Origin of the sequence: Pseudomonas mosselii (assembly GCF_005796105.1) — a bacterium.
Taxonomy (GTDB): domain Bacteria; phylum Pseudomonadota; class Gammaproteobacteria; order Pseudomonadales; family Pseudomonadaceae; genus Aquipseudomonas; species Aquipseudomonas mosselii_C.
Genome location: NZ_VAUO01000006.1, coordinates 163,295 through 185,344, shown reverse-complemented (window position 1 = coordinate 185,344; position 22,050 = coordinate 163,295). Strand labels below are relative to the sequence as shown.

The window sequence follows — 22,050 nt, the reverse complement described above, 5'->3', positions numbered from 1 at the left end:
TATCCTCTTGCCCCTTTGCCGATCTGCGGAACTGCCATGACTGCCTCTGAAATCGACCGCACGCCTGGGTTCACCCGTGGCGACCACCGGACCTTGGGCCTGGCCGCGCTGGGCGGCGCTTTGGAAATCTACGATTTCATCATCTTCGTGTTCTTCGCGCTGACCCTGAGCCAGCTGTTCTTCCCGCCTGAGATGCCCGAGTGGCTGCGGTTGCTGCAAAGCTTCGGGATCTTCGTCACCGGTTACCTGGCACGCCCGTTGGGCGGCATCCTGATGGCGCATTTTGCCGATCACCTGGGGCGCAAGCGGGTGTTCAGCCTGAGTATCCTGATGATGGCGCTGCCGTGCCTGTTGATCGGGCTGATGCCTACCTACGCCGATATTGGCTATGCCGCACCGCTGATCTTGCTCGCCCTGCGCATCTTGCAAGGGGCCGCGGTGGGCGGTGAAGTGCCGAGTGCCTGGACCTTCGTCGCCGAGCACGCACCGGCCGGGCGACGGGGCTATGCCCTGGGCTTTTTGCAGGCTGGGCTGACCTTCGGCTACCTGCTGGGTGCACTGACCGCCACGTTGCTCGCGCAGCTGTTCAGCCCCCAGGAGATCCTCGATTACGCCTGGCGTTACCCGTTCCTGTTGGGCGGCGTGTTCGGCGTCATCGGTGTGTGGTTGCGGCGCTGGTTGAGTGAGACCCCGGTGTTCCTCGCCCTGCGTGAGCGCCGTGACCCACCGGTGCGTTTCCCGCTGCGCAGTGTGCTGGGCGAGCATCGTCGGGCGCTGGTCCCGGCGGCGCTGCTGACATGCGTGCTGACATCGGCGGTGGTGGTGCTGGTCGTGATCACCCCGACTGTGATGCAGCAGCGCTTCGGCATGACGGCTGGGCACACGTTCGCCCTGAGCAGTGTGGGCATCGTCTTCCTCAACATTGGCTGTGTGCTGGCGGGGTTGCTGGTGGACCGCATCGGGGCGTGGCGCGCGCTGATGCTCTACAGCCTGCTGCTGCCGCTGGGCATCGGTGCGCTCTACGCGAGCCTGGTGTGGCAGTGGGGCGCAATTTGGCTGGCTTATGCCTTGGCAGGCTTGTGCTGTGGTGTGGTGGGCGTGGTGCCATCGGTGATGGTCGGGTTGTTCCCGGCGCAGATCCGGGTGTCGGGGATCTCCTTCACCTACAACGTGGCTTACGCGTTGTGGGCCAGCACCACGCCGTTGGCATTGATTGCGCTGATGCCGTGGAGCCCGTGGGTGTGTGTCGGCTTTTGTCTGATCATGGGGGTGCTGGGGCTGCTGACGGCGCTGTATTTCGGACGTCGCGAGCCGCTGGCGTTCACTGCCGAGCCCGTGCCGGTGCTGTGTGGAGATAAATGACGCGTGGGTAGCGGGCCGCTGCCAAGGCGGTTGAAGGTCTTGCACCGGCATTCTCGACCAGGCCGCACCAGCGGTCATGAAAAAGCCCCCTGAGCTTGCGCTCAGGGGGCTTTTGGTTACTGCCAGGGCACGCCTTACATGTTCGGGTAGGTCGGTCCACCGGCACCTTCAGGGGTGACCCAGGTGATGTTCTGGGCCGGGTCCTTGATGTCGCAGGTCTTGCAGTGCACGCAGTTTTGCGCGTTGATCTGGAAGCGTTTGCTGCCGTCTTCCTGGGCCACCACTTCGTAAACCCCGGCCGGGCAGTAACGCTGCGCCGGTTCGTCGTACAGCGGCAGGTTGCTGGCGATCGGGATGTTCGGGTCGGCCAGCTTCAGGTGGCAAGGTTGTTCTTCTTCGTGGTTGGTGCTGGAGAGGAATACCGAGCTGAGCTTGTCGAAGCTGAGCTTGCCGTCCGGTTTCGGGTAGTCGATTTTCTTCGAGTCCGCGGCAAGCTTCAGGCAGGCGTAGTCTGGCTTGGTGTCGTGCAGGGTGAACGGCAGTTTGCCGCCGAACCAGTTCTGGTCGATGTAGTTGAATGCAGCGCCGAGCATCGGGCCGAACTTGTGCATGGCCGGGCCGAAGTTGCGGCTGGCGAACAGCTCTTCATGCAGCCAGCTGGCCTTGAACGCGCTGACGTAGCCGTCGAGCAGGTCGCCACCTTCGCTGCCGGCGATCAGCGCGTCGGCCACCGCTTCGGCGGCGAGCATGCCGGACTTCATGGCGGTGTGGCTGCCCTTGATCTTGGCCACGTTCATGGTGCCCAGGTCGCAACCGATCAGGGCGCCACCCTTGAAGACCATCTTCGGCAGCGAGTTGATACCACCCTTGGCCAGGGCGCGTGCGCCGTAGCTGATGCGTTTACCGCCTTCGAGGTACTGGGCCATTACCGGGTGGTGCTTGAGGCGTTGGAATTCGTCGAACGGCGACAGGTACGGGTTGGCGTAGGACAAGTCGACGATCAGGCCGACCACCACCTGGTTGTTTTCCAGGTGGTAGAGGAACGAGCCGCCGGTGTTGTCCTTGGCCATCACATCCAGCGGCCAGCCAGCGGTATGCACCACCAGGCCTTGCTCGTGCTTGGCCGGGTCGATTTCCCAGATTTCCTTGAGGCCGATGCCGTAGTGCTGCACGTCGCAGGCGTTGTCCAGGTCGAAGCGCTTGATCAGTTGCTTGCCAATGTGGCCACGGCAGCCTTCGGCGAACAGGGTGTATTTGGCGCGCAGCTCCATGCCCGGGGTATACAGGCCATCTTTCGGATTGCCTTCACGGTCGACGCCCAGGTCGCCGGTGATGATGCCGCGGACCACGCCGTTTTCGTCGAACAGCGCCTCCTGGGCTGCGAAGCCTGGGTAGATCTCCACGCCCAGGTTCTCGGCCTGCTGGGCCAGCCAGCGGCACAGGTTACCCAGCGAGATGATGTAGTTGCCGTGGTTGTGCATGGTCTTGGGCACGAACAGGTCAGGCACCTTGGTCGAGCTGCCAGCGTCCTTGAGCACGTAGATGTCGTCGCGCTTGACCTCGGTGTTCAGCGGCGCGCCGAGTTCTTTCCAGTCGGGGAACAGTTCGTTCAGGGCGCGCGGCTCGAACACGGCACCGGAGAGGATGTGGGCACCGACTTCGGAGCCTTTCTCGACCACGCAGACGCTGATCTCGCTACCGGCTTCGGCGGCCTTCTGCTTCAGGCGGCAGGCGGCCGACAGGCCCGCCGGGCCTGCGCCGACGATGACCACGTCGAATTCCATGTATTCGCGTTCCACTGGTTCTCTCCTACTCATCAAGGCTCGTGCTGTTGCTTTGTCTTTTTAGGGTGCGGGGACGGTCAGGTGCGGCAGGCTGAGCTGTAGCTGCACGAATGACGGACTACACCGTTTTGTCTTGGCCGCGCATTATATCTACACCACTTGGCGGGTCCAATACAAACGTTTGTTTGAATTTGCCGGAGCCCAGTAAAATCACAGGCGTGCGGCTGGAGGCTGGCCAATTTGCCGTATTGACCGGATTGGGTGTTACGGTCAAGATACGAGCGCTTTTACGCTCGCCGTAGGCTGTCCGTCGGGCGCAGGTGCACCCCTAAAGACCAGGCGTGGAGCAGGGTTTACGGGCCGAATCAGGTTTTGTAGTGGAGTCTACACGCCACGACAGAAAATGACCCGCGTGTTTTGGCCGCATGGGTCGAAACAAGACTGATCGGTCATGTGAAGATTCCCCGCGACGCTACGTTTTCAGAGGTGCCCTTGTACCCACGCGCATTCGCCGGGCAGTCCCCAGGCGATCTTCTTTTCACCGGAGAGTAACGAGGAATCCATGAAGGTTCTTGTAGCTGTCAAACGAGTGGTCGACTACAACGTCAAGGTTCGCGTCAAGGCGGACAACTCCGGCGTCGACCTTGCAAACGTCAAGATGTCCATGAACCCCTTCTGCGAAATCGCCGTGGAAGAAGCCGTCCGCCTGAAGGAAAAGGGCGTGGCGAGCGAAATCGTCGTCGTCAGCATCGGCCCGACCGCTGCCCAGGAGCAACTGCGTACCGCCCTGGCGCTGGGCGCTGACCGCGCCATTCTGGTAGAAGCCGCTGACGAACTGAACTCCCTGGCCGTGGCCAAGGCGCTCAAGGCCGTTGTCGACAAAGAGCAGCCGCAGTTGGTGATCCTTGGCAAGCAAGCCATCGACAGCGACAACAACCAGACCGGCCAGATGCTGGCAGCGTTGACTGGCTACGCCCAGGGCACCTTCGCTTCGAAGGTCGAACTGGCTGGCGACAAGCTCAACGTCACCCGTGAAATCGACGGCGGCCTGCAGACCGTCGCGCTCAACCTGCCGGCGATCGTCACCACCGACCTGCGCCTGAACGAGCCGCGCTACGCGTCGCTGCCGAACATCATGAAGGCCAAGAAGAAGCCGCTGGAGACTGTTACTCCAGATGCGCTGGGCGTATCGCTCGCCTCCACCAACACGACCATCAAGGTTGAAGCCCCTGCTGCGCGCAGCGCGGGTATCAAGGTCAAGTCGGTGGCCGAACTGGTCGAGAAGCTGAAGAACGAAGCGAAGGTAATCTAAATGACTATCCTGGTTGTCGCTGAATACGAGAACGGTGCCGTAGCTCCGGCCACCCTGAACACTGTTGCCGCTGCCGCCAAGATTGGTGGTGATATTCACGTGTTGGTCGCAGGCCAGAACGTGGGCGGTGTCGCTGAATCCGCCGCCAAGATCGCTGGCGTTGCCAAGGTGCTGGTCGCCGATAACGCGGCTTACGCCCACGCGCTGCCGGAAAACCTCGCGCCACTGATCGTCGAGCTGGCCAACGGCTACAGCCACGTGCTGGCCCCGGCCACCACCAACGGCAAGAACATCCTGCCACGCGTCGCGGCGTTGCTGGATGTCGACCAGATTTCCGAGATCATCTCGGTGGAGTCGGCCGACACCTTCAAGCGTCCGATCTACGCCGGTAACGCCATTGCCACCGTGCAATCGAGCGCTGCGGTCAAGGTCATCACCGTGCGTACCACCGGCTTTGATGCCGTGGCCGCCGAAGGCGGCTCGGCTGCCGTCGAGGCTGTCGGCGCTGCACACAATGCCGGTATCTCCGCCTTCGTTGGTGAAGAGCTGGCCAAGTCCGACCGCCCAGAACTGACCGCTGCCAAGATCGTCGTATCCGGCGGCCGTGGCATGGGCAATGGGGATAACTTCAAGCACCTGTACAGCCTGGCCGATAAGCTCGGTGCGGCCGTCGGTGCCTCGCGCGCCGCCGTCGACGCGGGCTTCGTGCCTAACGACATGCAGGTTGGTCAGACCGGCAAGATCGTCGCGCCGCAGCTGTACATCGCCGTCGGTATTTCCGGCGCGATCCAGCATCTGGCGGGCATGAAGGACTCCAAAGTGATCGTTGCGATCAACAAGGATGAAGAGGCGCCGATCTTCCAGGTCGCCGACTACGGCCTGGTCGCCGACCTGTTCGAAGCCGTACCGGAGCTGGAAAAGCTGGTCTGATCCAGCGGCTTCACTTATAAAGAACCCGGCTCGCCCTCGGCGAGCCGGGTTTTTTTATGGTTAGGCTTTTTACGCGGGGAGGGACTGCATGGCATCGGGATGGAGCATCAAGGGGCTGGCTTGCGCGCTGGCGCTGCTGTCGACCCAGGTCGGGGCGGCGGGCAAGTGCGAGCGCCTGGTGGTCACCGGCAGCCCGGATGCGCCGCCGTACTCCTGGCAGGATCCGCAGGATCCCAAGCGCCTGATCGGCGCCAACGTCGACCTGTTTCGCCAGGTGGCAGCGGAACTGGGGGTGAAGGTCGAGGTGCTCTACGCGGGCAAGCGCGAGCAGGCTTTGGAAGAAGTGCGCAGTGGGCGTATGGACCTGCTGCTCGACACGCCCATGCAGGTGGCCCAGCTGACCGCGCTGGACTACATCCACCCGCCGCTGCAACTCAACGAGTACCTGGTGTGGACTCGCCACGATGCGGCGTTGAACGTCGAAGGTCCGGCAGACTTGGCCCACTACCAGGGCAGCCTCTCGGAGAAAGCCCGCCTGACGCCAGCGTTCGAGGCGTTCGCCAAGAGCCAGCTCAAGCTTGTACCCGCGCAGAACCTCACCCAGGCGTTTCAGAAACTGGTGCTTGGGCAGGTGGATTACGTGCTGGCCGGCCGTTACTCCGGCATGGCCCTGACCCAGAGCCTGGGGGTAGGTAATGACCTGATCGCCCGTGGCCTGCCGGTAGACCGGCCGGGGCTGTACCTGGCGGTCTCGCACAACTCGGCGTGCAACGACAGTTGGTTACGCGGGCAGTTGGCCAGGAAGTTGGCCGAGCTGCCGATGTCCGGGGCGCCGGAGGCGATATTGCAGCGCAACGTCGAGCGCTGGAAGGCGCAGATGCAGCCGGTCGCGCGCTAGGTTTCTTCACTCGGCCCCGGCGCGCCATTCGCGCAAGCTCAGGCTGGCCGCCTAGAAACGTCTGCGGTGGCAGTTGCCAGGGCCTCGTGACATTGGCTGCGATGCCTCCACAGGCTATGCAGCGTCAGGTTCTGGCGGGCGAAGAGGGCTGGTTCGGGGGCATCATCTGCTCACGGAGTTGCTGATTCTCTGGATAGAGGCTTCGTATAGCGAGCTGCACCGCTGCTGTTCTGACGGAGTTCGGCACCTTCTGCGCCGACCTCATCGCAGTTAAGCCCATTCCCACAACCGCGCTGCGTGGGAGCGCGCCCTGCGATGGGGTCGGCAAAGAAAACACTTCCCTTGCGCCCAGATACTCAAATCCGACCCAACAAGGTTACTATTGCCGCTTTGCGCGCGAGCCCTCTGTCCTGAGCGTTCGTGGCTCTCACCCAGTCATCAAGCGTAAGAGGCTCAATCGGCTTGAATACATGTTCCCCTACAGCGAACGGCCCGCGCGCTGTGCTGCTGGCCATGGCCATGCTGGGCCTGGCAGGCTGCGCCAGCGATCCGGCACCCCTTGAACAGATGCGTCTGTCCGAACAGGCCCTGGATCAGGCCAAGGCGGTCGGCGCCACCGAGCAAGTGCCGGAATTCAAGTTGTCCGAAGACAAACTTGCCCGGGCCAAGATCAACATGGCCAGTGAAAGCTACCGCGATGCACGCATGCGTGCCGAGCAGGCCGAGCTTGACGCGCGTCTGGCCGAGGCTCGGGTCCTGACGTACAAGAGCGAGGAGCAGTTGCAGGTGTTGCAGTCGCGCATCAAGCGCCTGCGCAAGCAACTGGAGGTGCAGCCATGAAGTGCTTCAAGCCAATGGCCGCGCTGACCTTGCTGGCAGTGGTCGGGTTGCAGGGGTGCGCCAGCCAGCGCAGTGAATCGGCGCTGGAGGATGCGACCCTGGCGTTTCAAAAGGTCAAGGACGATTCCGATGTGCTGCGCAGTGCGCCGCGCGATGTGATTCGTGCTGGCGAATCGCTTGGTCGTGCTGAGCGCCTGGCCGGCTATATCGGCACCGGCAGCGATGTGCGCCACTACGCCTATCTGAGTCAGCGCTACAGCGAGATTGCAGCCGAACACGCCAAGCTTGCCGCCAACCAGGACCGCCTGGCCAAGCTCGACCTGGAGCGCCAGCGCCTGCAATTGGCGCTGCGTGAAGCCAAGCTCGTCAGCGTCCAGCAACAGGGCAAGTTCATCGAGTCGCAGATTGCCGCGCTGGCTTCCGAGCAGAGTGATCGTGGCCTGGTGATGACCTTGGGCGATGTGCTGTTCGACACCGGTCAAGCCGACCTCAAGAACTCAGCCAGTCGCACCGTGCTCAAGTTGGTCCAGTTCCTCCAGCTCAACCCGCGGCGCATCGTGCGTATCGAGGGTTACACCGACAGTACTGGTACGCCGGAAGACAACCTGCGTCTGTCGCGTGATCGCGCCCAGTCGGTGGCTGACATGCTGGTCGACCTAGGCGTCAAGGAGCAGCGCATCGAAGTGCTCGGCTATGGTGACCAGTACCCGGTGGAGGCGAATGCCTCCGAGCGGGGGCGCGCGCAGAATCGCCGGGTCGAGATCGTGTTCTCCGATGACAAGGGCAAGCTCTCTCCGGCGCGCTGAGTTCGCGGGGGCGTGGGGGCGCACGGGGCAACTCGGTGCACTCCCGGCGTTCAAGTGCGTCGGTCAGTTGCTGACCGTTTGACTGTGACGCAACGTTATTGTTGGCTAATCTGCGATCTGTCCCCGTACACTTTGCAACTGTTACGGTATCCTGACGCTGCTGTAGGCCGCACAAGAACAACGATCCGTCCGCGCTTCGAGAACACGCCATGACCAACCTGCTGCTGTACCAGCGCATTGCCCAGCAACTGGCCGATGACATCCGTCGAGGTGTCTACCAGCCAGGCGAGCGCGTGCCCTCGGTACGCAAGATGAGCGCGCAGCTCAATGTCAGCCATGCCACTGTGTTGCAGGCCTACGCCAATCTCGAGGATCAGGGGCTGATTCGTGCGCGCCCGCAGTCGGGTTACTACGTGCACCAGACTCCGGCGCTGACGGCATTGACCCCGGACATCGCCCGTGTCGAGCGTCCAGGGCTGGTCACCCGCGCGAGCATCATCCAGCAGGTGCTCACCGAGGCCAGGCGTGACGGTGTATTTGCCTTTGGTGCGGCAGTGCCGCATGTCGATTACCTGCCGGTGCGCGCCTTGCATCAACAGTTGGCCAAGGTCACCCGCTTCCACAGCCCGCGCGCCTTCAGTTACATGTTCAGCCCTGGGTTCGAGCCGCTTCGCCGGCAGATCGCCATTCGCATGCGCGATGCCGGCGTGTTGGTCGATCCGCGCGAAGTGGTGGTCACCCACGGATGTGTGGATGCACTGCAGATGTCGCTGCGCGTGCTCACCCGCCCAGGCGACCTGATTGCCGCCGAGTCGCCGACCTACTACGGGTTGTTGCAGTTGGCCGATCTGCTGGGGCTCAAGGTCATCGAGATCCCCAGCGACCCGTCCACCGGGATCAGTCTGGAAGCACTGCAACTGGCGGCCAACCAATGGTCGATCAAGGCTTTGGTGCTCACCTCGCGCTTGAGCAATCCGCTCGGTGGCACTATTCCCGAAGACCGTCAGAAGCAGTTGTTGCGCCTGGCCTCCGACTACGATATCCAGATCGTCGAGGACGATATTTACGGCGAACTGATGTTCGAACAGGGGCGTACCAAGGCGCTCAAGGCCTTCGACCGGTTGGACCGGGTGATCTACTGTTCGAGCTTCTCCAAGACTCTGTCGCCGGGTGTGCGGGTCGGCTGGATGATTGCCGGTCGCTACCAGGACGAGATCCAGCGCCTGCAGACGTTTACCACGCATTCTGCGTGCAGCGTCACCCAGATGGGCGTGGCGGCGTATCTGGAGAATGGCGGGTACGACCGCCACCTGCGTTTCATTCGCCAGGAGTACCGCAAGAACCTCAGTGCCTACCAGCTGGCGGTGCAGCAGCATTTCCCAGAAGGAACTCAAATGACCCGCCCGACTGGCGGTTTCATTCTGTGGGTCAGCCTGCCTGGTCGGGTAAACACCCAAGAACTGCATGTGCGTGCGTTGGAGCAGGGCATCAGCATTGCGCCAGGGCTGATATTCAGCAATACCGAGCAGTTCAACCACTGTATCCGCCTGAACTGCGGCATTCCCTGGAACAAGGAGGCCGAGCGCGCCGTGATTACGCTCGGGCTTTTGTCCCATCAATTGTGCAGAGAGTCGACGGGTGCACTTTTATAGGCTTGTCAGAACGCCAGGGAACGGGGAGCATACATCCGTTGAGATTCTGCCTACGGTTACCATGAAAGTGCTTCGTCCTCTTCTCCTTGCCTTGTGCTGCGTGCTGCCCGGACTCCATTTGGGGGTGGCTTGGGCTACAGAGCCTGCGGTAAAGGTCCAGGGCAAGGTGCTTGCCAAGCCTGTCACCAAGCCTGCGGCCAAACCTGTCACCAAGGCGCCGGCCAAGCCCCAGTCCAAGCCCCATGCCAAAGCCAGGGCCAAGGTCAGCAAGGCGGTGGCCAAGCCGCTGCCTGCGGCCAAGTTGGACCTGAGCCTGCCCAAGAGCATGGTCAACACCCTCGAGCCCGAGGTGGGTGATGCGCCAATGGTGCGCAAGCCGCTGTTGCCGTCGATGTTTCCTAGCAAGCCCGAGTCCGACGATAGCCCGTTCCAGCTCAATGGGCGCTTGATCAGCAATGAAATGCAGCTGCAATTGCGCAATGACAGCCGCCGGGAAGTGGATGGGGCGGCTATCGATTTCCAATTCCGAAACTGACTGCTAAGTCATCGGTTATTTCATCTGTCCGGTAATTTCAAACGTCTGTTTGAGCGGTTAGTATCCAGGGACGTTCGTCCCGTCTTGCTTCAGGGAGTCCTGTTTTCATGAATTGCCGCGAGGGCTGTGGTGCCTGCTGCATCGCCCCATCCATCAGTTCGCCGATCCCGGGCATGCCTGACGGCAAGCCGGCGGGCGAGCGCTGCCTGCACCTTGATGCGCGCAACCTGTGTGAACTGTTCGGCAAGCCTGAGCGTCCCAAGGTCTGCGGTGGCTTCAAGGCTGAGGTCGAGGTGTGTGGCAATGACCGGGACGAGGCCATTCGCATCATCGGTTGGCTGGAGCAGATGACGGCGGCGTGACAGGTTGGATCTTCGACAACAAGGAACAAGATGATGAGATCGATCAAGCGTATTGCTCTGCTGTGTGGCCTGAGTGTGGTGCTGGCGCCAAGCGCCTGGGCCGAGAATTGGCAGGTGGCCAAAGACGAGGACGGCATCAAGGTGTCGCTCAGCGAGGTGCCGGGCTCCAAGTACAAGGCCTATCAAGGCGTAACCCTGATCAAGGCGCCGCTGGCCCGGATCCAGGCGTTGCAGGAAGACGTAGTCGGCGCTTGCGCGTGGATTCACGAGTGCAGGTCGCAGAAACTGCTCAAGCAGGAAGGCGACCAGAGCTGGACCTACACACAGTTCAATACGCCGTGGCCGGTGACGCCCCGTGACTCGGTGCTGCGCGTGACCACGCTCAAAGGCGCGGATGGCAGCTTGACGCGAAACCTGGTCGAAGAGCCGAGCTATATCCCAGAAGAAAAGGGCTTTGTGCGGGTGACGAAGGTGGAGGGTTTCTGGAAGCTGGTGCCCAAGGGCGACAGCACCGAGGTGACCTACCAGGTGCATACCGAGCCTGGCGGGAGTGTGCCGGCCATGGTGGCTAACAAGTTCGTGGTGGATGCGCCGTTCAATACCCTGAAGGCGCTGCGCGAGAAGGCCGAGAAATAGTCGACGGCGGGTGTGCTTGACTACGCGGTCGTAGTCAGGCCCATAAACGAAAAGGCTGCCCGAGGGCAGCCTTTTTGCGTTCGGCCCGAAGGCTTACTTGCGGTCTTTCAGCTCGACGATGTCGCGCTGCGGTTCGCCGGTGTACAGCTGGCGCGGACGGCCGATCTTGTACGGGCCGGAGAGCATTTCTTTCCAGTGCGAGATCCAGCCCACGGTACGTGCCAGGGCGAAGATCACGGTGAACATGCTGGTTGGAATGCCGATCGCCTTCAGGATGATGCCCGAGTAGAAGTCGACGTTCGGGTAAAGCGAGCGCTCGATGAAGTACGGGTCGGTCAGGGCGATCTCTTCCAGGCGCATGGCCAGTTCCAGCTGCGGATCGTTCTTGATGCCCAGCTCGCCCAGGACTTCGTCGCAGGTCTGCTTCATCACGGTGGCGCGCGGGTCGCGGTTCTTGTACACGCGGTGACCGAAGCCCATGAGCTTGAACGGATCGTTCTTGTCCTTGGCCTTGGCGATGTACTTGTCGATGTTCGACACGTCGCCAATTTCATCGAGCATGGTCAGCACGGCTTCGTTCGCGCCGCCGTGAGCCGGGCCCCAGAGTGCGGCGATACCCGCTGCGATACAGGCGAACGGGTTGGCGCCCGAGGAGCCCGCCAGGCGCACGGTGGAGGTCGAGGCGTTCTGCTCGTGGTCGGCATGGAGGATGAAAATCCGGTCCATGGCCTTGGCCAGAGTAGGGCTGATCGGTTTGATCTCGCACGGGGTGTTGAACATCATGTGCAGGAAGTTCTCCGCGTACGACAGGTCGTTGCGCGGGTACATCATGGGTTGGCCCATGGAGTACTTGTAGACCATCGCTGCCAGGGTCGGCATTTTCGCGACCAGGCGGACCGCGGAGATTTCGCGGTGCTGCGGGTTATTGATGTCCAGCGAGTCGTGGTAGAACGCCGACAGGGCACCGACCACACCGCACATCACCGCCATCGGGTGAGCGTCGCGGCGGAAACCGTTGAAGAAGGACTTCAGCTGTTCGTGAACCATGGTGTGGTTCTTCACGGTGCTGACGAACTGGGCCTTCTGCTCGGCGTTCGGCAGTTCGCCGTTGAGCAGCAGGTAGCAGGTTTCGAGGTAGTCCGATTGCTCGGCGAGTTGTTCGATTGGGTAGCCGCGGTGCAGCAGCACGCCCTTGTCGCCGTCGATGTAGGTGATCTTCGACTCGCACGAGGCGGTCGCCATGAAGCCGGGGTCGAAGGTGAAGTGACCGGATGCCCCCAACCCGCGGACGTCGATAACATCGGGACCAACGGTGCCGGTTAAAATGGGCAGCTCGACGGGGGCATTGCCCTCGATGACCAACTGCGCTTTTTTGTCAGCCATGTGGCCTCCTATTAATGCTTGAAATCATCAGACAGACCCCCCACGCAGGGCCCGCACCACTATAGAGGGATAAATTCGAATGTCAATTTGCCTAAAGGCTGGTTGAAACGCCCACTCAGGCCTGATTTTCCAAGAAATTCTCGCCCGTTTACGCCTTTTGTGCACTAAAGGCAATGCGCTATTCGGGCGAGTCCGTCGCGTTGTCATAAGCAGCCTAACTGTCTATACTCGGCAGCCGACTCCCAGAGGCTTTCTTGCCTGATCCGCTGGGTGTCGTCGCTCTCCTGGGTGGTGGGTACCTGACCAGTACACTAACCAACAACCTTGCCCTGTTCGCTAGGGCTCTTCAGTGTGAAAAAAGCCGTGAAAAGCCAACGACCTGTAAACCTAGACCTAAGGACCATCAAAGTCCCAATTACCGCTGTTACGTCATTTCTTCACCGCGTCTCCGGCATCATCGTCTTCCTTGGCCTGGGCATCATGCTGTTTGCGCTGAGCAAGTCGCTGGGCTCCGAGGAAGGCTTCGCCGACGTGAAGGATTACCTGACCAGCCCGCTGGCCAAGTTCGTAGCATGGGGCCTCCTGTCTGCCTTGCTGTACCACATGATCGCCGGTGTCCGTCACCTGATCATGGATATGGGTGTCGGTGAAACGCTTGAAGGCGGCCGACTGGGCTCGAAAATCATCGTCGCCCTTTCCCTGGTGGCGTTCGTCTTGGCAGGAGTCTGGATATGGTAACTAACGTCACAAACTTTTCCCGTTCGGGTCTTTATGACTGGATGGCGCAGCGCGTTTCGGCTGTCGTGCTCGCGGCTTATTTTATCTTCCTGATCGGCTACCTTGCGCTGCACCCTGGCATCGATTACGCCCAGTGGCATGCCCTGTTCTCCAACAATGCGATGCGTGTCTTCAGTCTGCTTGCCTTCGTTGCCCTGGGTGCTCACGCCTGGGTCGGCATGTGGACCGTCACCACTGACTACCTGACGCCTATGGCGATCGGCAAGTCGGCGACGGCGATTCGTTTCCTGTTCCAGGCGGTATGCGGTGTCGCGATGTTTGCGTACTTCGTCTGGGGTGTACAGATTCTCTGGGGTATCTGATCCATGGCTAGCATTCCAACCATTTCCTTCGACGCCATCATCATCGGTGGCGGCGGCGCCGGCATGCGTGCTGCCCTGCAACTGGCTCAAGGCGGCCACAAGACTGCCGTAGTCACCAAGGTCTTCCCGACCCGTTCGCACACCGTATCGGCCCAGGGTGGCATCACCTGCGCCATCGCTTCGGCTGACCCGAACGACGACTGGCGCTGGCACATGTACGATACCGTCAAGGGTTCCGACTACATCGGTGACCAGGACGCTATCGAATACATGTGTCAGGAAGGCCCGGCTGCGGTCTTCGAGCTGGATCACATGGGTCTGCCGTTCTCGCGTACCGAAACCGGTCGTATCTACCAGCGTCCGTTCGGCGGTCAGTCCAAAGACTTCGGTAAAGGTGGCCAGGCTGCCCGTACCTGCGCTGCGTCCGACCGTACCGGTCACGCGCTGCTGCACACCCTTTACCAGGGTAACCTGAAGGCTGGCACCACCTTCCTCAACGAGTACTACGCCGTTGACCTGGTGAAGAACCAGGACGGCGCGTTCGTCGGTGTGATCGCGATCTGCATCGAAACTGGCGAAACCCTGTACATCAAGTCCAAGGCCACTGTTCTGGCTACCGGTGGTGCCGGTCGTATCTACGCCTCCACCACCAACGCCCTGATCAACACCGGTGACGGTGTCGGCATGGCCCTGCGTGCCGGCGTGCCGGTGCAGGACATCGAAATGTGGCAGTTCCACCCGACCGGCATCGCCGGCGCCGGTGTACTGGTCACCGAGGGTTGCCGCGGTGAGGGTGGCTACCTGATCAACGCCCACGGCGAGCGCTTCATGGAGCGTTATGCGCCGAACGCCAAGGACCTGGCTGGCCGCGACGTGGTTGCCCGTTCCATGGTCAAAGAGATCATCGCCGGCAATGGCGTGGGCCCGAACAAGGACCACGTGCTGCTGAAGCTGGACCACCTGGGTGAGGAAGTGCTGCACAGCCGCCTGCCAGGCATCTGCGAGCTGTCCAAGACCTTCGCCCACGTCGACCCTGTGGTCGCGCCGGTGCCGGTCATCCCGACCTGCCACTACATGATGGGTGGCGTTGCCACCAACATTCATGGCCAGGCCATCACCATGGACGCCGAAGGCAACGACCACATCATCCCGGGCCTGTTCGCCGTGGGCGAAGTGGCTTGCGTATCGGTCCACGGCGCCAACCGCTTGGGCGGCAACTCGCTGCTCGACCTGGTGGTCTTCGGTCGTGCGGCTGGTCTGCACCTGGAAAAAGCGCTGAGCGAAGGCGTCGAGTACCGCGATGCCAGCGACACCGATGTCGACGTCGCGCTGAACCGCCTGAACAAGCTCAACGAGCGCACCACCGGCGAAGACGTTGCTACCCTCAAGCGCGAACTGCAAAGCTGCATGCAGAACTACTTCGGTGTATTCCGTACTGGCGAATACATGCAGAAGGGTATCGAGCAGCTCGCTGGCCTGCGTGACCGCATTGCCAACGTGAAGATCAACGACAAGTCCCAGGCCTTCAACACCGCGCGTATCGAAGCGCTGGAGCTGCAGAACCTGCTGGAAGTTGCCGAAGCGACCGCCATCGCGGCCGAAGCCCGTAAAGAGTCGCGCGGCGCTCACGCCCGTGAAGACTTCGAAGACCGTGACGACGAGAACTGGCTGTGCCACACCCTGTACTACCCGGGTGAGAAGCGCGTTGCCAAGCGTGGCGTCAACTTTGCGCCGAAGACAGTTCCTGCCTTCGAACCAAAAGTCCGGACTTACTAAGGGTGGCTGCTATGTTGAAAGTCGAAGTTTATCGTTACAACCCGGATACCGATTCGGCGCCCAAGATGGAGTCGTTCGACATCGATACCGGTGGCAAGGACCTGATGGTGCTGGACGTCCTGGCACTGATCAAGGAAAAGGACGAGGGTTTCTCGTACCGTCGCTCCTGCCGTGAAGGTGTCTGCGGTTCCGATGGCATGAACATGAACGGCAAGAACGGCCTGGCCTGCATCACCCCGCTGTCGGGTGTGGTGAAGAACGGCAAGCTGGTTCTGCGTCCGCTGCCAGGTCTGCCGGTCATTCGTGACTTGGTCGTCGACATGAGCATCTTCTACAAGCAGTACGAGAAGGTGAAGCCGTTCCTGCAGAACGACACCCCGGCGCCTGCTATCGAGCGCCTGCAATCGCCGGAAGATCGCGACAAGCTGGACGGTCTGTACGAGTGCATCCTGTGCGCCTGCTGCTCGACCTCCTGCCCATCGTTCTGGTGGAACCCGGACAAGTTCCTGGGCCCAGCCGCGCTGTTGCAAGCCTACCGCTTCCTGGCTGACAGCCGTGACACCAAGACCCAGGAGCGCCTGGCGTCCCTGGATGATCCGTTCAGCGTATTCCGCTGCCGCGGGATCATGAACTGCGTGAACGTTTGTCCGAAGGGTCTGAACCCGACCAAGGCGATTGGCCACGTACGTAACATGCTGCTGCAAAGCGGCACCTGATTCAAAGCGTTGTAACTGCAGCAAGCCGAGGTGCGGGTGGTGAGCCCGCACTGAGGTAAAACTCGGGCAGGGCCCACAAAGCCCGCGCCCATACCTATGAAGATATGAGACCAGCAGGGGCTTTCCGGGCTGGTACCCGGAAAATCAGCAGGATCCAGGTGGCGTGGTTCAGTCGCTGTATTCGGACTTTCCCAGGTTTTCTTTGGCTCTCGCCGATCAGTCCCCTAACCGAGGGTGACCAAGCATGCAAGAAAGCGTGATGCAGCGCATGTGGGAAAGCGCCCACCTTTCAGGTGGTAACGCTGCATATGTGGAAGAGCTCTACGAGCTCTACCTGCACGACCCTAACGCTGTGCCAGAAGAGTGGCGCACTTACTTCCAGAAGTTGCCCGCCGACGGCAGCACCGCTACCGACGTATCGCACTCGACGATCCGCGATCATTTCGTACTGCTGGCAAAGAACCAGCGCCGCGCCCAACCGGTTTCCGCCGGGAGCGTGAGCACAGAACACGAGAAGAAGCAGGTTGAAGTTCTGCGACTGATCCAGGCCTATCGTATGCGCGGCCATCAGGCTGCCAAGCTTGACCCGTTGGGGTTGTGGCAGCGCCCTGCGCCTGTAGACCTGTCGATCAATCACTACGGCTTGACCAATGCCGATCTTGATACGACCTTCCGTGCCGGCGACCTGTTCATCGGCAAAGAGGAGGCGAGCCTACGCGAAATTTTCGAGGCGCTCGAGAAGACATATTGTCGCACCATTGGCGCCGAGTTCACCCACATCGTCGATTCCGAGCAGCGCAGCTGGTTCCAGCAGCGCCTGGAAAGCGTACGTGGCCGCCCTGAGTTCTCCGCCGACGTGCAGTCGCACCTGCTTGAGCGTGTCACCGCCGGTGAGGGCCTGGAGAAGTACTTGGGCACCAAGTACCCAGGTACCAAGCGCTTCGGTCTGGAAGGCGGCGAAAGCCTGATTCCGATGCTGGACGAAATGATCCAGCGTTCCGGCTCCTACGGCACTAAGGAAGTCGTCATCGGCATGGCCCACCGTGGCCGCCTGAACGTGCTCGTCAACACCTTCGGCAAGAACCCGCGCGAGTTGTTCGACGAGTTCGAAGGCAAGAAGATGAACGAGCTGGGTTCCGGTGACGTGAAATATCACCAGGGCTTCTCGTCCAACGTGATGACGCCCGGTGGCGAAGTGCACCTGGCCATGGCATTCAACCCCTCCCACCTGGAAATCGTCTCGCCAGTCGTGGAAGGCTCGGTTCGCGCCCGTCAGGATCGCCGCAACGACACCGTTGGCGACAAGGTTCTGCCGATCTCGATCCACGGCGACGCAGCGTTCGCCGGCCAGGGCGTGGTCATGGAAACCTTCCAGATGTCGCAGACCCGCGGTTTCAAGACCGGCGGCACTGTGCATATCGTGATCAACAACCAGGTCGGCTTCACCATCAGCAACCCATTGGATGCGCGCTCCACCGAGTACGCTACCGACGTTGCCAAGATGATCCAGGCACCGATCCTGCACGTGAACGGCGATGACCCGGAAGCCGTGCTGTTCGTCACTCAGCTGGCCATCGACTATCGCATGCAGTTCAAGCGTGACGTGGTCATCGACCTGGTCTGCTACCGTCGCCGCGGCCACAACGAGGCCGACGAGCCGAACGGCACCCAGCCGCTGATGTACCAGCAGATCAGCAAGCAGCGCACCACCCGTGAGCTGTACGCCGAGGCCCTGATCCAGGCCGGTCGCATCGATGCTGAGCGTGCTCAGGCCAAGATCGACGAATACCGCAACGCGCTGGATAACGGTCTGCACGTGGTCAAGAGCCTGGTCAAGGAGCCGAACCGCGAACTGTTCGTCGACTGGCGTCCGTACCTGGGCCATGCCTGGACCGCGCGTCACGACACCCGCTTCGACCTCAAGACCCTGCAGGAACTGTCGGCCAAGCTGCTGGAACTGCCAGAAGGTTTCGTCGTCCAGCGTCAGGTCGCGAAGATCTACGAAGACCGTCAGAAGATGCAGGCCGGTGGCTTGCCGATCAACTGGGGTTATGCAGAGACCATGGCGTACGCCACCCTGCAGTTCGAAGGTCACCCGATCCGCATGACCGGCCAGGACATTGGCCGTGGCACCTTCTCGCACCGCCACGCGGTGCTGCACAACCAGAAGGACGCCAGCACCTACGTACCGCTGAAGAACCTGTTCCCAGGCCAGCCACGTTTCGAGCTGTATGACTCGTTCCTGTCCGAAGAAGCCGTCCTGGCGTTCGAATACGGTTACTCGACCACCACGCCGAACGCGCTGGTGATCTGGGAAGCCCAGTTCGGCGACTTCGCCAACGGTGCGCAAGTGGTGATCGACCAGTTCATCACCAGTGGCGAGCACAAGTGGGGCCGTCTGTGCGGTCTGACCATGCTGCTGCCGCACGGCTATGAAGGGCAGGGCCCGGAGCACTCCTCCGCGCGTCTGGAGCGTTACCTGCAGCTGTGCGCCGAGCACAACATCCAGGTCTGCGTACCGACCACGCCAGCCCAGATCTACCACCTGCTGCGTCGTCAGGTCATCCGTCCGCTGCGCAAGCCGCTGATCGTGCTGACGCCCAAGTCGCTGCTGCGCCACAAGCTGGCCATCTCGACCCTGGAAGACCTGGCAGAAGGCTCGTTCCAGACCGTCATCCCGGAAATCGACAGCCTGGATCCGGCCAAGGTCGAGCGCCTGGTGCTGTGCGGTGGCAAGGTGTACTACGACCTGCTGGAAAAACGCCGTGCCGAAGGCCGCGAAGACATCGCCATCGTGCGTATCGAGCAGCTGTATCCGTTCCCAGAGGACGACCTGGTCGACATCCTGGCGCCTTACACCAACCTCAAGCATGCAGTGTGGTGTCAGGAAGAGCCGATGAACCAGGGTGCCTGGTACAGCAGCCAGCACCACATGCGCCGTATCCTGGGCCGCCACAACAAAGCGCTGGTCCTGGAATACGCCGGTCGCGACGCTTCTGCCGCGCCAGCCTGTGGTTACGCATCGAAGCACGCCGAGCAGCAGGAAAAACTGCTGCAAGACGCGTTCACTGTCTAATGCCTTCGCGCACCTGAAACCGAATTTAAGGAAACACTGATAATGGCTATCGAGATCAAAGCCCCAACCTTCCCGGAATCGGTCGCCGACGGCACCGTTGCCACCTGGCACAAGCAGCCAGGTGACGCCGTCAAGCGTGACGAACTGATTGTCGACATCGAAACCGACAAAGTCGTCCTGGAAGTCCTGGCAACCGCTGATGGCGTGCTGGGTGCCATCGTCAAGGGCGAGGGCGACACCGTCCTGTCCGACGAAGTCCTGGGCTCGATCGTTGAAGGCGGCGCTGCTGCCGCCCCGGCTGCTGCCGCACCCGCCGCTGCACCAGCCGCCGCCGCTGCTGCCGACGCTGGCGAAGACGACCCGGTCGCCGCTCCAGCTGCGCGCAAGCTGGCTGAAGAGAACGGCCTCGACCTGGCCACCGTTGCCGGTACTGGCAAAGGCGGTCGTATCACCAAGGAAGACGTCGTCGCTGCTGTCGCCAATAAGAAGTCGGCGCCTGCCGCGGCTCCGGCTGCCAAGCCTGCTGCCGCTGCTGCTGCGGTGGTCGTCGCTGCTGGCGATCGCACCGAGAAGCGTGTGCCGATGACCCGTCTGCGTGCCAAGATCGCCGAGCGTCTGGTCGAAGCCCAGTCGAGCATGGCCATGCTGACCACCTTCAACGAAGTCGACATGACTGAAGTCATGGCCCTGCGTTCGAAGTACAAGGACCTGTTCGAGAAGACCCACAACGGCGTACGTCTGGGCTTCATGTCGTTCTTCGTCAAGGCCGCCACCGAAGCCCTGAAGCGCTTCCCGGCTGTCAACGCCTCGATCGACGGCAACGACATCGTCTACCACGGCTATGCTGACGTCGGCGTCGCTGTTTCCAGCGACCGTGGCCTGGTGGTTCCAGTGCTGCGTAACGCCGAATCGATGTCGCTGGCCGAGATCGAGAACGGCATCGCCACCTTCGGCAAGAAGGCGCGTGACGGTAAGCTGTCGATCGAAGAAATGACCGGTGGTACTTTCACCATCACCAACGGTGGCACCTTCGGTTCGATGATGTCGACCCCGATCGTCAACCCGCCGCAGGCCGCTATTCTCGGCATGCACAACATCATCCAGCGCCCGATGGCCGTGAATGGCCAAGTGGTGATTCGCCCGATGATGTATCTGGCGCTGTCGTACGATCACCGCCTGATCGACGGCAAGGAAGCGGTAACCTTCCTGGTGACCATCAAGAACCTGCTGGAAGATCCGTCTCGCCTGCTGCTGGACATCTAATCGAGCAGCTGTAAGCTGCGAGCGGCGAGCTTCTAGTAGAAGCGCTCTGACTTGCGGCTTGCAGCTTGCCGCTTGACGTTAACAAGGAATCTTTTATGACCCAGAAATTCGACGTAGTGGTGATTGGTGCAGGTCCTGGCGGCTATGTGGCTGCCATCAAGGCCGCCCAACTCGGTCTGAAGACTGCCTGTATCGAGAAGTACACCGACGCTGAGGGTAAACTGGCCCTGGGCGGCACCTGCCTGAACGTAGGCTGCATTCCCTCCAAGGCGCTGCTGGACAGCTCCTGGAAGTACAAGGAAGCCAAAGAGAGCTTCAACGTACACGGCATCTCCACCGGTGAGGTGAAGATGGACGTGGCCGCGATGGTTGGCCGCAAGGCTGGCATCGTCAAGAACCTGACCGGTGGCGTTGCCACCCTGTTCAAGGCCAACGGCGTCACTTCGATCCAGGGCCACGGCAAGCTGCTGGCTGGCAAGAAAGTCGAAGTCACCAAGGCTGACGGCACCACCGAAGTCATCGAAGCTGAAAACGTGATCCTGGCTTCCGGCTCGCGTCCGATCGACATTCCGCCGGCCCCGGTCGACCAGAATGTCATCGTCGACTCCACCGGCGCCCTGGAATTCCAGACCGTACCGAAGCGCCTGGGCGTGATCGGTGCCGGCGTGATCGGCCTGGAGCTGGGCTCGGTATGGGCTCGCCTGGGTGCTGAAGTCACCGTGCTCGAAGCCCTGGACACCTTCCTGATGGCTGCCGACACCGCCGTCTCGAAAGAAGCCCAGAAGACCCTGACCAAGCAAGGCCTGGACATCAAGCTGGGCGCTCGCGTCACCGGCTCGAAAGTCAATGGCAACGAAGTCGAAGTCACCTACACCAACGCCGAAGGCGAGCAGAAGATCACCTTCGACAAGCTGATCGTCGCGGTCGGCCGTCGTCCGGTGACCACCGACCTGCTGGCTGCCGACAGCGGTGTGACCATCGATGAGCGCGGCTACATCTTCGTCGACGATCACTGCGCTACCAGCGTTCCGGGCGTGTTCGCCATCGGTGACGTGGTACGTGGCATGATGCTGGCGCACAAGGCCTCGGAAGAGGGCATCATGGTCGTCGAGCGCATCAAGGGTCACAAAGCCCAGATGAACTACGACCTGATCCCATCGGTCATCTACACCCACCCGGAAATCGCATGGGTCGGCAAGACCGAACAGGCGTTGAAAGCCGAAGGCGTTGAGGTTAACGTGGGCACCTTCCCGTTCGCGGCCAGCGGCCGTGCGATGGCTGCCAACGACACCGGCGGCTTCGTCAAGGTCATCGCCGACGCGAAGACCGACCGCGTACTGGGCGTACACGTGATCGGCCCGTCGGCTGCCGAACTGGTACAGCAGGGCGCAATCGCAATGGAATTCGGCACCAGTGCCGAGGACCTGGGCATGATGGTCTTCAGCCATCCGACCCTGTCCGAAGCGCTGCATGAAGCAGCGCTGGCAGTGAATGGCGGTGCCATTCACGTCGCCAACCGTAAGAAGCGTTAATTATAAGAAACCACGGCGGGCTGCCCGTCGTGGGTCTTGCGTGCAAGACTCACCGCGGAACGTCCGCCGGACCGGATCACATGGGAT

The 22,050-nt window shown here is 61.5% G+C and carries 19 protein-coding genes; 17 read left to right on the top strand and 2 right to left on the bottom strand.

Translation table 11 applies throughout. From position 1 onward, the window contains the following. Positions 1–36 precede the first annotated feature (36 nt). Entirely contained in the window at positions 37–1,362 is a 1,326-nt protein-coding gene (locus FEM01_RS14650; protein ID WP_138220202.1) for an MFS transporter, read from the top strand. 134 nt (positions 1,363–1,496) lie between these two features. Here the strand turns inward: FEM01_RS14650 and FEM01_RS14645 are convergent, their stop codons facing one another. Continuing rightward, positions 1,497–3,179 carry an electron transfer flavoprotein-ubiquinone oxidoreductase gene (locus FEM01_RS14645; RefSeq protein ID WP_138220201.1) on the bottom strand — a complete coding sequence of 561 codons (1,683 nt, stop codon included), beginning with the start codon at positions 3,177–3,179 and terminating at the stop codon, positions 1,497–1,499. Between the two features lie 529 nt (positions 3,180–3,708). Here FEM01_RS14645 and FEM01_RS14640 point away from each other — a divergent pair. The 9 genes from FEM01_RS14640 (at position 3,709) to FEM01_RS14600 (ending at position 11,117) form a co-directional block, all read left to right on the top strand. Next, positions 3,709–4,458 carry an electron transfer flavoprotein subunit beta/FixA family protein gene (locus FEM01_RS14640; RefSeq protein ID WP_138220200.1) on the top strand — a complete coding sequence of 250 codons (750 nt, stop codon included), beginning with the start codon at positions 3,709–3,711 and terminating at the stop codon, positions 4,456–4,458. Next, positions 4,459–5,388 (top strand): electron transfer flavoprotein subunit alpha/FixB family protein, encoded by a 930-nt coding sequence (locus tag FEM01_RS14635; protein ID WP_138220199.1) that lies wholly within the window; start codon positions 4,459–4,461, stop codon positions 5,386–5,388. Positions 5,389–5,476: 88 nt separating this feature from the next. Continuing rightward, positions 5,477–6,286 (top strand): substrate-binding periplasmic protein, encoded by an 810-nt coding sequence (locus FEM01_RS14630; protein WP_138220198.1) that lies wholly within the window; start codon positions 5,477–5,479, stop codon positions 6,284–6,286. 519 nt (positions 6,287–6,805) lie between these two features. Beyond that, the gene (locus tag FEM01_RS14625) at positions 6,806–7,126 is read left to right on the top strand and encodes a DUF4398 domain-containing protein (RefSeq protein WP_138220319.1); all 321 of its coding nucleotides are present in this window, start codon (positions 6,806–6,808) and stop codon (positions 7,124–7,126) included. Further along, positions 7,123–7,932 (top strand): OmpA family protein, encoded by an 810-nt coding sequence (locus FEM01_RS14620; protein WP_138220197.1) that lies wholly within the window; start codon positions 7,123–7,125, stop codon positions 7,930–7,932. The genes FEM01_RS14625 and FEM01_RS14620 overlap by 4 nt, the downstream gene beginning before the upstream one ends. 209 nt (positions 7,933–8,141) lie before the next feature. Next, positions 8,142–9,584: a PLP-dependent aminotransferase family protein gene (locus FEM01_RS14615; RefSeq protein WP_138220196.1), complete on the top strand. Its 1,443-nt coding sequence runs from the start codon at positions 8,142–8,144 to the stop codon at positions 9,582–9,584. A gap of 61 nt (positions 9,585–9,645) precedes the next feature. Beyond that, complete coding sequence (locus FEM01_RS14610; RefSeq protein WP_138220195.1) at positions 9,646–10,119, top strand: hypothetical protein; 474 nt, start codon at positions 9,646–9,648, stop codon at positions 10,117–10,119. A 107-nt stretch (positions 10,120–10,226) separates the two neighbouring features. After that, complete coding sequence (locus FEM01_RS14605; RefSeq protein WP_138220194.1) at positions 10,227–10,481, top strand: YkgJ family cysteine cluster protein; 255 nt, start codon at positions 10,227–10,229, stop codon at positions 10,479–10,481. A 33-nt stretch (positions 10,482–10,514) separates the two neighbouring features. Continuing rightward, complete coding sequence (locus tag FEM01_RS14600) at positions 10,515–11,117, top strand: START domain-containing protein (protein WP_138220318.1); 603 nt, start codon at positions 10,515–10,517, stop codon at positions 11,115–11,117. A gap of 93 nt (positions 11,118–11,210) precedes the next feature. On the opposite strand, the gene gltA is transcribed toward FEM01_RS14600, so the two are convergent. After that, positions 11,211–12,500, bottom strand: coding sequence for a citrate synthase (gene gltA, locus FEM01_RS14595; protein WP_138220193.1), 1,290 nt, complete (start codon positions 12,498–12,500; stop codon positions 11,211–11,213). Positions 12,501–12,863: 363 nt separating this feature from the next. On the opposite strand from gltA, the gene sdhC reads away from it, so the two are divergent. The 7 genes from sdhC to lpdA all read left to right on the top strand — a co-directional run bounded on the left by sdhC (position 12,864) and on the right by lpdA (position 21,963). Next, the gene (gene sdhC, locus FEM01_RS14590) at positions 12,864–13,238 is read left to right on the top strand and encodes a succinate dehydrogenase, cytochrome b556 subunit (protein WP_138220317.1); all 375 of its coding nucleotides are present in this window, start codon (positions 12,864–12,866) and stop codon (positions 13,236–13,238) included. Next, complete coding sequence (gene sdhD / locus FEM01_RS14585) at positions 13,232–13,600, top strand: succinate dehydrogenase, hydrophobic membrane anchor protein (protein WP_138220192.1); 369 nt, start codon at positions 13,232–13,234, stop codon at positions 13,598–13,600. The genes sdhC and sdhD overlap by 7 nt, the downstream gene beginning before the upstream one ends. Before the next feature lie 3 nt (positions 13,601–13,603). Continuing rightward, complete coding sequence (gene sdhA, locus FEM01_RS14580; RefSeq protein WP_138220191.1) at positions 13,604–15,376, top strand: succinate dehydrogenase flavoprotein subunit; 1,773 nt, start codon at positions 13,604–13,606, stop codon at positions 15,374–15,376. 11 nt (positions 15,377–15,387) lie between these two features. After that, positions 15,388–16,092, top strand: coding sequence for a succinate dehydrogenase iron-sulfur subunit (locus FEM01_RS14575; RefSeq protein ID WP_138220190.1), 705 nt, complete (start codon positions 15,388–15,390; stop codon positions 16,090–16,092). Positions 16,093–16,336: 244 nt separating this feature from the next. After that, positions 16,337–19,168, top strand: a complete 2,832-nt coding sequence (locus FEM01_RS14570) for a 2-oxoglutarate dehydrogenase E1 component (protein ID WP_138220189.1) — start codon at positions 16,337–16,339, stop codon at positions 19,166–19,168. A gap of 42 nt (positions 19,169–19,210) precedes the next feature. Next, positions 19,211–20,431: a 2-oxoglutarate dehydrogenase complex dihydrolipoyllysine-residue succinyltransferase gene (odhB, locus tag FEM01_RS14565; protein ID WP_138220188.1), complete on the top strand. Its 1,221-nt coding sequence runs from the start codon at positions 19,211–19,213 to the stop codon at positions 20,429–20,431. A gap of 95 nt (positions 20,432–20,526) precedes the next feature. Then, the gene (gene lpdA, locus FEM01_RS14560) at positions 20,527–21,963 is read left to right on the top strand and encodes a dihydrolipoyl dehydrogenase (RefSeq protein ID WP_012273351.1); all 1,437 of its coding nucleotides are present in this window, start codon (positions 20,527–20,529) and stop codon (positions 21,961–21,963) included. The last annotated feature ends 87 nt before the right edge of the window (positions 21,964–22,050 follow it).

Bases quoted from the DNA above. Each gene is read 5' to 3' on its own strand.
- FEM01_RS14650 (WP_138220202.1), top strand. From the start codon at position 37: ATGACTGCCTCTGAAATCGACCGCACGCCTGGGTTCACCCGTGGCGAC.
- FEM01_RS14645 (WP_138220201.1), bottom strand. From the start codon at position 3,179: ATGAGTAGGAGAGAACCAGTGGAACGCGAATACATGGAATTCGACGTG.
- FEM01_RS14640 (WP_138220200.1), top strand. From the start codon at position 3,709: ATGAAGGTTCTTGTAGCTGTCAAACGAGTGGTCGACTACAACGTCAAG.
- FEM01_RS14635 (WP_138220199.1), top strand. From the start codon at position 4,459: ATGACTATCCTGGTTGTCGCTGAATACGAGAACGGTGCCGTAGCTCCG.
- FEM01_RS14630 (WP_138220198.1), top strand. From the start codon at position 5,477: ATGGCATCGGGATGGAGCATCAAGGGGCTGGCTTGCGCGCTGGCGCTG.
- FEM01_RS14625 (WP_138220319.1), top strand. From the start codon at position 6,806: ATGCTGGGCCTGGCAGGCTGCGCCAGCGATCCGGCACCCCTTGAACAG.
- FEM01_RS14620 (WP_138220197.1), top strand. From the start codon at position 7,123: ATGAAGTGCTTCAAGCCAATGGCCGCGCTGACCTTGCTGGCAGTGGTC.
- FEM01_RS14615 (WP_138220196.1), top strand. From the start codon at position 8,142: ATGACCAACCTGCTGCTGTACCAGCGCATTGCCCAGCAACTGGCCGAT.
- FEM01_RS14610 (WP_138220195.1), top strand. From the start codon at position 9,646: ATGAAAGTGCTTCGTCCTCTTCTCCTTGCCTTGTGCTGCGTGCTGCCC.
- FEM01_RS14605 (WP_138220194.1), top strand. From the start codon at position 10,227: ATGAATTGCCGCGAGGGCTGTGGTGCCTGCTGCATCGCCCCATCCATC.
- FEM01_RS14600 (WP_138220318.1), top strand. From the start codon at position 10,515: ATGAGATCGATCAAGCGTATTGCTCTGCTGTGTGGCCTGAGTGTGGTG.
- gltA (WP_138220193.1), bottom strand. From the start codon at position 12,500: ATGGCTGACAAAAAAGCGCAGTTGGTCATCGAGGGCAATGCCCCCGTC.
- sdhD (WP_138220192.1), top strand. From the start codon at position 13,232: ATGGTAACTAACGTCACAAACTTTTCCCGTTCGGGTCTTTATGACTGG.
- sdhA (WP_138220191.1), top strand. From the start codon at position 13,604: ATGGCTAGCATTCCAACCATTTCCTTCGACGCCATCATCATCGGTGGC.
- FEM01_RS14575 (WP_138220190.1), top strand. From the start codon at position 15,388: ATGTTGAAAGTCGAAGTTTATCGTTACAACCCGGATACCGATTCGGCG.
- FEM01_RS14570 (WP_138220189.1), top strand. From the start codon at position 16,337: ATGCAAGAAAGCGTGATGCAGCGCATGTGGGAAAGCGCCCACCTTTCA.
- odhB (WP_138220188.1), top strand. From the start codon at position 19,211: ATGGCTATCGAGATCAAAGCCCCAACCTTCCCGGAATCGGTCGCCGAC.
- lpdA (WP_012273351.1), top strand. From the start codon at position 20,527: ATGACCCAGAAATTCGACGTAGTGGTGATTGGTGCAGGTCCTGGCGGC.